Source organism: Dokdonella sp. (genome assembly GCF_049593775.1).
Taxonomy (GTDB): domain Bacteria; phylum Pseudomonadota; class Gammaproteobacteria; order Xanthomonadales; family Rhodanobacteraceae; genus Dokdonella.
Genome location: NZ_JBAWHJ010000340.1, coordinates 1 through 7,441, shown reverse-complemented (window position 1 = coordinate 7,441; position 7,441 = coordinate 1). Strand labels below are relative to the sequence as shown.

At 61.2% G+C, this 7,441-nt stretch carries 7 protein-coding genes and 1 pseudogene; 7 read left to right on the top strand and 1 reads right to left on the bottom strand.

The window, feature by feature from the left end; genetic code table 11:
• Together lptF and lptG are read left to right on the top strand one after the other, a co-directional pair.
• Window positions 1-1,148: LPS export ABC transporter permease LptF (gene lptF, locus WBP53_RS11825; RefSeq protein WP_423929157.1), on the top strand; the 1,148-nt coding region annotated here is incomplete at its 5' end.
• Complete coding sequence (gene lptG, locus WBP53_RS11820; protein ID WP_423929155.1) at window positions 1,145-2,245, top strand: LPS export ABC transporter permease LptG; 1,101 nt, start codon at window positions 1,145-1,147, stop codon at window positions 2,243-2,245. The genes lptF and lptG, both read left to right, overlap by 4 nt.
• A gap of 377 nt (window positions 2,246-2,622) precedes the next feature.
• Here lptG and WBP53_RS11815 read toward each other — a convergent pair whose 3' ends face one another.
• Entirely contained in the window at window positions 2,623-3,066 is a 444-nt protein-coding gene (locus WBP53_RS11815) for an RDD family protein (protein WP_423929153.1), read from the bottom strand.
• A 97-nt stretch (window positions 3,067-3,163) separates the two neighbouring features.
• Between WBP53_RS11815 and xerD the strand changes: the two genes are divergently transcribed.
• The 5 genes and pseudogenes from xerD to WBP53_RS11790 form a co-directional block, all read left to right on the top strand.
• Window positions 3,164-4,096 carry a site-specific tyrosine recombinase XerD gene (gene xerD, locus WBP53_RS11810; RefSeq protein WP_423929159.1) on the top strand — a complete coding sequence of 311 codons (933 nt, stop codon included), beginning with the start codon at window positions 3,164-3,166 and terminating at the stop codon, window positions 4,094-4,096.
• A 131-nt stretch (window positions 4,097-4,227) separates the two neighbouring features.
• Window positions 4,228-4,989: a DsbC family protein gene (locus tag WBP53_RS11805; protein ID WP_423929151.1), complete on the top strand. Its 762-nt coding sequence runs from the start codon at window positions 4,228-4,230 to the stop codon at window positions 4,987-4,989.
• Window positions 4,990-5,009: 20 nt separating this feature from the next.
• Window positions 5,010-5,738: a DsbC family protein gene (locus WBP53_RS11800; protein WP_423929149.1), complete on the top strand. Its 729-nt coding sequence runs from the start codon at window positions 5,010-5,012 to the stop codon at window positions 5,736-5,738.
• A gap of 38 nt (window positions 5,739-5,776) precedes the next feature.
• Window positions 5,777-6,520, top strand: a complete 744-nt coding sequence (locus WBP53_RS11795) for a DsbC family protein (protein ID WP_423929147.1) — start codon at window positions 5,777-5,779, stop codon at window positions 6,518-6,520.
• Between the two features lie 126 nt (window positions 6,521-6,646).
• A pseudogene (locus WBP53_RS11790) lies at window positions 6,647-7,441 on the top strand (phosphoribosylformylglycinamidine synthase); the annotation flags it as partial.

The window sequence follows — 7,441 nt, the reverse complement described above, 5'->3', positions numbered from 1 at the left end:
CCCGTGGCGCCAAACCCGTCATTCTAAGGCAAATACAGCCGTTGCTGCGCATCATCGACCGATACCTGTTCCGTGAGCTCGTGATGTCGTTCCTCGGCGTCAGCGCCGTTTTGCTGTTGATCAGCATCGGCGAAACGCTGATTGCGGTGCTCAACCAGATCGCACGCGGCAGCGTTCCGGCGGATCTCCTGGTCGCGATGATCGCGTTGCGCGCCATAGACAGCCTCAATGTCCTGTTGCCCCTGGCCATGTTCCTCGGTGTCCTGCTTGCGTACGGTCGCCTCTACCGCGACAGTGAAATGGCGGTCCTGAGCGCATCCGGGCTCGGCGCTCGCGGTTTGATGCGCCCTCTCTTCCTGGCTGTCGTCCCGGTAGCCATGCTGCTGGCCCTGATCGCCTTCTGGGTGGCTCCCTCCGCCGTTCGCCTGTCCCAGCATCTGGTCGACGAAGCGAACCGCTCATTGCTGATTGCCGGCCTGGAGCCGGGACGTTTCGTGTCGCTGCCCGGGCGCGAAGGCATCATCTATGTTGGAGGGATGTCGCCGGAAGGCGCCCGTTTCACGCGCATGTTCGTCGAAAGTGAAACGCTGGAAGCTGATGGCAGCTCCCAGATCAACATCATTACCGCCAAGCAAGGCGAGTTGTACCGGGACACTTCCGGTGGCGATCGATTCCTTTCCCTGGAGGACGGATTTCGCGTCGAGGGGCATCCCGGGCAGGATGACTACCGCCTGCTGCGATTCCAGCGAAACGACCTGCGCCTGGCCGAGAACGATGCAGTAGATACCTCCGATGCGGTCAAACGTGCCGCACCGACCACCGAGTTGTGGCGCAGCGAAGATACGGTTCAGCGTGCCGAACTGCATTGGCGCCTCGCTCCCGTCGTCTCCATTCTGTTGCTTGCCCTGGTGGCCTTGCCGCTGTCGCGTTCGAGTCCGCGCCAACCGCGCTACGCGAGCATGATCATTGCCGTGCTTGCCTACATCATCTACGCCAATTTCCTGGCCCTGGGCCGTTCCTGGATAGCTCATGGCAAGCTTTCGCCGTCAGCAGGGCTGTGGTGGGTCTACGTGCCAACCCTGCTGGTCGCGTTGTGGATGCTCTGGCGCAGCCAGCGCCTGCGTGGACGCAGGCGGGCGGCTACATGATTCGGCGACCCTACAAGCAGGTGGATCGGCTGGTTGCGCAATCTGTGATGGCCGCGGTCGGCATCACGTGGCTGGTGCTGGTCGGCTTTGACGCGTTCACGATCTTCGTGGGCGAATTGAGTGACGTGGGTCGCGGCGGCTACACGCTGGCCAAGGCGGCCAGCTACACCTTGCTCACGATACCGCGCAGGCTCTATGAAATGTTCGGCTATGCCGCCCTGATCGGCGGCCTGGCAGGCCTGGGCGGATTGGCGGGCAGCGGCGAGCTGACCGCACTGCGCGCTGCCGGCATGTCAAAGCTGCGCATCTGCGCTTCGGTCGTGCTGTCCCTTGTCGTGCTCACCGTTTTCGTCGTCGCCGTGGGCGAGACCCTCGCGCCGCTTGGCGACCAGAGCGCCAAGGCGCTGGCCCTGGCTGCGAAATCCAGCGATGTCACGCTGGCCAAGGGCGGTAGCATCTGGGCGCGTGATGGCGATACGGTCATCAACGCAGGGAGTGGCCGCGCGCATCAGTCCGAGCAGGGGCCGGCCGTGGACCTGAGTCGCGTCCGTGTCTTCGAATTTGATGCCGAGGGTCGTCTGTCCACGTTGTCCGTGGCTGCACGTGCCTTGCATGTGAAAGGACAATGGACGCTGTTCGATGTTCGCCGCACCGTGTTCGGAGAAGCCTCTGCAAACAGCACCACGGAAAAGGAGCTGGTCTGGCCGTCGGGCCTGGATCCGGACTTGCTCGCGCTCAGCATCGTCAAGCTGGACTATCTGAACCTGCGTGATCTCTCGCGCAACATTGCCTATCTCGAGCGCAATGGCCAGGATTCGCGTACGTTCCGCGAGGCCTGGTGGAGTCGGCTTTTCTACCCGGTCAACGTGCTGGTGCTCGCCTTCTGCGCCTTGCCATTCGCGTTCGGCACCTTGCGCAGTGGAGGCTTGGCCAAGCGCCTTTTCATCGGCATCGTGCTGGCCATCGGTTTCTACTTCTTGCAGCGGTCCGTGGTCACCATGGGTTCGGTCTACGGCCTGCCACTGGCGCTCGCCAATGCCTTGCCGCCCTTGCTGCTGATTGGTATGGCGACCGTCTGGTTCCGCAGGAATGCTTGATAGGCCGGGATGAGCAGCCATTTGGCTATAGAAAACGAGATTCGAGATTCGGGTGTGGATTTTCCTTCTCCCCGCGGGAGAAGCTGCCCACTGCGTCCGACAGGGTCGGACACGAACGGCGAATGCCCGCCCGGAGGCGAGCGCCATGGATGATGCGAATAAAGGGCGGATGAGGATAGGCACGCCGATAGAAAATCAGGGCGCTGCTGGTGGTTGCGAGTCGGGTTGCTCTGCGTAGGTTGGGCTGAGCGCAGCGATACCCAACATCCAAGTCACCTCAGCTCCCGTGCGGCGGCGCGGCTTGGCGATGTTGGGGTTGGCTGGCGCTCACCACCAACCTACGTCTTTCCTCAAGGTTCGACGCAGGAAAATCCCAATCACTCCCCATTCCCAGCTCCCGGCTTCTCAAAAACCATCCGAGTCTTCGCCATCACGTCGTGCCAGGCGCGGCGCCTGATATCGAACAGGCACCAGACAAAGCCGAATGCGGCGATCAGAGACACCAGCGCAAGCGGGAATCGAAGCAGGGAGCGTCGTGCATCAGGCGGATTTCCGTCTTCATCGACGATACGTACGCGCCAGGCACGCATTCCGATCGTCTGTCCGCCCCTCGACCATGAAACCACGAAGTAGAAGCCGGTCAGGCCCAGCAACACGGATTGCAGGACGACGTGATAGAGCGGTGGTTGCTGGACGACGTCGACGGTGCCGCCGAATATCAGCAATACAATTGCCGCGGCAAACATCCAGATCGCCACGAGTACGAGCAGGTCGTAGGACAGTGCGGCCATGCGCCGCCACAGAGGTGCGTTTTCAACCACGGTCTTGGGTGTGTGTCGGACGGGAGTGCGCTAGCCTCGCGGTTTGAGTCGGGCCATGCAACATCGGAGAAAGGTACAGGTGACTGCAGGCAAGGACATGAAAGCGGAATTGAACGAGCGGGATCGTGTGCTGATCGAGGCATTCCTCGAGCGGGCCTGGTCGGAATTGGGGCTTGCCGACAATACCTTGTCCGGTTACAGGCGGGATCTTGAAGCGTTTGCGCGCTGGCTGGGTCTGACTGCGCAAGGTGCCGATCTGCTCGGGTGCCGGCGCGAACTGCTTTATCGATACCTGTCCATGCGGGCAGAGACCGGAGGCAGCAAGGGGCGCGGGTTCAGTCCGCGTTCCACTGCGCGCCTTCTTTCGGCCCTGCGCCATTTCTACCGTCTGCTGCAACGCGACGGAAAAATTGCCGAAGATCCGACCTTGCTGGTCGATGCGCCGAAGCTTCCGCGCAGTCTGCCCAAGGCGCTGGCGGAAGGCGAAGTTGAGGCATTGCTTGCTGCGCCTGCGGAAAACCCATTGGGACTGCGCGATCGCGCCATGCTGGAACTCATGTACGCGACCGGTTTGCGTGTCACCGAGCTGGTCGGGCTGCGTGCCGACCAGGTCAACCTGCGCCAGGGTGTGCTGCGCGTGACCGGCAAAGGGGGCAAGGAACGACTCGTGCCCATCGGCGCCGAGGCCCAGCATTGGCTGCAGCGCTATGTCGACGAATCTCGGCCATTGCTGCTGAAAGGTGGCCGGGTCGATGCGCTTTTCGTCACCGCGCGCCGTGCCGGGATGACCCGCCAGATGTTCTGGACTCTGGTAAAGAAGCATGCGCTGGTCGCAGGTATCGCGAGCAAACGCATATCTCCGCACGTGCTGCGGCACTCGTTTGCCACGCATCTGCTCAATCACGGCGCTGACCTGCGCGCATTGCAGATGCTGTTGGGGCATAGCTCGCTCTCGACGACACAAATCTACACGCTGGTTGCCAAAGAAGGGCTCAAACGCCTGCACGCCGAGCATCACCCGCGAGGCTGAATGGTGCTTTCCGGGCCAGTGCCCGGGTTTCGCGGGTTCGCCATCCGTGCAAAAATCGCGGGCTTCGCTGGAACCTATACCGCCAGCCACGGTCACTGTACTGCTACTCGCCCTTGGGAACTCCCTGCGACATGATGCTTTTGCGCGCGCTTTGCGTCGTTTTTCTTGGACTCCCCTTCGTGCAGGCTTACGCTGCCGAGGGTGATGCCGCGCGCGCAACCATCCAGAAAATCGCGCCATTGCAGCAGATCAGCGCTTTCCGGAAATCGGCATTGCCAGGCTACTACGAGGGTGTAATCGCGGGGCAGGTGGCCTATGCGAGTGCCGATGGCCGCTACCTTGTGCGCGGCTCCGTTGAAGATGTCGAACAAGATGTCAGCCTCAGCGACTTGAGCATGGCAGCGCGGCGCAAGGAATTGCTGGCTGAGCTTGGCGATTCGGGCCGTCTCAGCTTCTCGCCAGCGGATCCGCAGTTTCGCGTCACCGTCTTTACTGACGTGGATTGTCCGTATTGCCGGCGTCTGCATACGCGAATCGATGAATACAATTCGCTGGGCATCGCGATCGATTACGTGTTTTTCCCGCTCAGCATCCATCCCGGCGCCGATCGCAAATCGGTTTCGATCTGGTGCTCCGAAAATCGCCAGCTCGCCTACACTGCTGCGCTGATGGGGCAGAATCCCGATGTGCCCGTTTGCGACAACCCGTTGACGAAGATGCGCGAAGCCGGCAATGCCATGGGGGTCGTGCAGACTCCCACCGCCATTGCGCCGGATGGCAGCATGATTGATTCCACCGTACTGCTGTCGCCACAGCGACTGCTCTCTAGCCTGCGCAAGCTTTCCGCAGATTCCGCATCATCCAAGCTGGCCGCTTCGGCGGCTGCCCGTTGAGTTCATTGCCGAGGTATTCCATGCGTCTTTTGTTCATTCTGCTAACCCTGTTCCTCGCGGTCGATGCCTCGGCCGCCACGCCTGAAGAAACCGTGCAGGCTGCCATGGCCAAGCTGGCTCCACAGGTCAAGATCGATATGGTTCAGGAGTCCGTCATCCCCGGCTTCTACGAGGCCATCATCGGCAGCCAGTTCATCTATGTGAGCAAGGACGGCCGCTTTGTCCTCGACGGCAGTGCAATCGATGCAAACAACCAGCGTGACATCACCGAAGCCGCACGCGCCAAGAACCGCATGGCATCGTTGAAGAACATCGGCCCGGACAAGCGCATCATCTTTGCTCCACCGAATCCGAAGTGGTCGGTGACCGTGTTCACCGATATCGACTGCCCGTTCTGTCGCCGATTCCATGAGCAGATTGAGGCCTACAACGCCGCAGGTATTTCGGTCGAGTACGTATTCCTGCCGCTCGAGATGCATCCCGGAGCGGACAAGAAAGCCGAAGCCGTATGGTGTGCGATCGATCGCAAGTCGGCGTTTACGGCTGCAATGAAGGGCGGCGATACCGGTTCTGCGACCTGCCAGAATCCTGTCGCGGAGTCGATCGACGTTGCACGCGCCATCGGTATCAATGGAACGCCCACGATGCTGGCGTCCGATGGCACCAAGGTGGCCCCCCAGATTGCCCTCGTTCCCGAAAAGCTGGCGGCAGAACTCGAACATCTGGCCAAGAATCCCGTCGCACCGTAACCAGTACGGCTCCGACTCCATCCAATAAGGTAGACCCCATGAAATTTCCACTGATAGCCGCCGCCCTCGCATTTTGTATCTGTACGCCGCTGGCCCATGCTGCAAAGGACGATGATTCAAAGGCTCGTGCCGCCGTGCAGAAGCTGGTCGGCAAGGCCCCGATCGAAGCATTCGAAAAATCGCCGATTGACGGCTATTACCAGGCCGCCGTCGGAAGCCAGTTGCTCTATGTCAGCGCGGATGGACGCTACATCCTGCAGGGCACCCTGTATGACGCCGATGCCAAGCTCGATCTGACCGCGATGCGTCTGGCCCGTGTCAACGTGGCCAAGCTCGACGCCTACCCGGAAGCCCAGAAGATCAGTTTTGCGCCGCAATCCAAGCCCAAGTACAAGGTTACCGTGTTTACCGATATCGACTGCGGCTACTGCCGCAAGATGCATTCGCATATTGCCGAGTACAACGAACGCGGCATCCAGGTCGATTACCTGTTCTTCCCGCGCAGCGGTCCGGGCTCGGCATCATTTGCCAAGGCGGAATCGGTCTGGTGCGCAAAGGATCGCAAGAGTGCGTTTACCGCCGCAAAGGCCGGTGCCGATCCGGCTCCGATCCAGTGCGACAACCCGATTGCCGAGGAATATGAGCTTGGCATGCAGGTTGGTGTCGACGGCACGCCCGCTGTTTTCGCCGAGGATGGCAGCAAGATCGGCGGATATCTGACGCCGGACCAGCTGCAGTCCCAGCTTGAGCGCGTCGCGGCGATGGCCAAGCCTGGCGCCTGAAGAGCAGACTGACAGGCGGTCGCAAATCACCGCGTATCAGCGGTTTGCGATCGCCTCGGGTTCTCGTCGGGCACCGCCATCGGCTATCATGCGAGGCCCCATGAGCGGCTTTTCCGACCGACTGCCATGATCGTTCTTGACGGCCAGCCGGCCTTATCCGCATTTCGAATTGATCGCCAGAACGCTGCATTGGCGCGTATCGCCAACAGCTGCGTGCTGCGCGCTGCCTGGCATGTGTATGTCGTTGCGGCGAAAGCCGAAAACGAAGTGGACATGGAAAGGCTGCAGCGCATCCTGCAAACCGGGTCCGCGAAGGCGCGTCCCGCAGCATTTTGGGTGGCTCCGCGCCTGGGCACGATTTCCCCGTGGTCGAGCAAGGCCACCGACATCCTGCATGACTGCGGTTTCGCGGTAAGCAGGGTCGAGCGCGTGATGGCCTACGACCTCGAACATGCGCCCCAACCGGGAACACAGGCTTGGACTGAGCTGCTCGCCGTCCTGCACGACCCGATGACCCAGTCCGTGGTCACTCAACGAACGGAGCTGGATCATCTGTTCGACGTCGGCAAGGTACTGCCTCTGGAGCGCGTCGAGCTGGGTTCAGCTGCGATCGCGGCACTCGAATCGGCGAACAGGAATCTCGGCCTTGCGTTGGCCGGCGACGAAGTTGAATACCTGGCGGAGAGTTACGCGGATCTCGGACGGGATCCGACTGATGCCGAACTGATGATGTTCGCGCAGGCGAATTCCGAACATTGCCGGCACAAGGTGTTCAACGCGGACTTCACCATCGATGGCAAGGCACAGCCGCTTTCGCTGTTCTCGATGATACGCAACACGCACAAGCAATCGCCGGCCCACACCCTGTCGGCCTATAGCGACAATGCCGCCGTTATCGCCGGCACCAACGCAAGCCGGTTC